Below are 465 nucleotides of genomic sequence, written 5' to 3'. Positions count from 1 at the left end.
GCCTGGAGCTGACCGGCTCCGATGGCACCCACACCTCCCGCGCCGGCGCCCGCGCCCTCGACGTCAGCACCGGCCCCCTCGAGTCTGGGGCCATGCTGCGCGCCGACCAGGCCCACCACCTCATCAAGACCCTGCGCGCCCTGCCCGAGCGCACCCTGCACCCGGTGGCCGTGGAGGCCGACGACGATCTGGTCTACCTCCACCTGGCCGACTCGACCCTGCGCCTACCCAACATCGCCGCCACCGTCCGCCCGCCCGTGGTGGACCCCGCGCTGATCGACCCGGACGTGCTGATCACCTGCCGATGCCTGGACACCCACGTCCCCGCCGGAGTCCTCGCCGAGCTGACCCGCACCGCCCACCGTCACCGCCGCCTCGGTCCCCTGCGCCTGCTCGCCGGCGGCCGCCCCGGCTACCTCGGATGGGACCTCAGCGGCTGGGCCCACGGCATGATGCGCCAGGACC

General features: G+C 74.8%; 1 protein-coding gene. It reads left to right on the top strand.

Annotated features, from left to right (window positions below; all coding sequences use genetic code 11):
- Window positions 1–465: hypothetical protein (locus J1M41_RS11755; protein WP_206451814.1), on the top strand; the 465-nt coding region annotated here is incomplete at both ends.

This window comes from Micrococcus sp. KRD096 (genome assembly GCF_017168495.1).
Classification (GTDB): domain Bacteria; phylum Actinomycetota; class Actinomycetes; order Actinomycetales; family Micrococcaceae; genus Micrococcus; species Micrococcus luteus.
The sequence above is the reverse complement of the archived record's forward strand: the minus strand, read 5'-3'. Positions and strand labels throughout refer to the sequence as shown.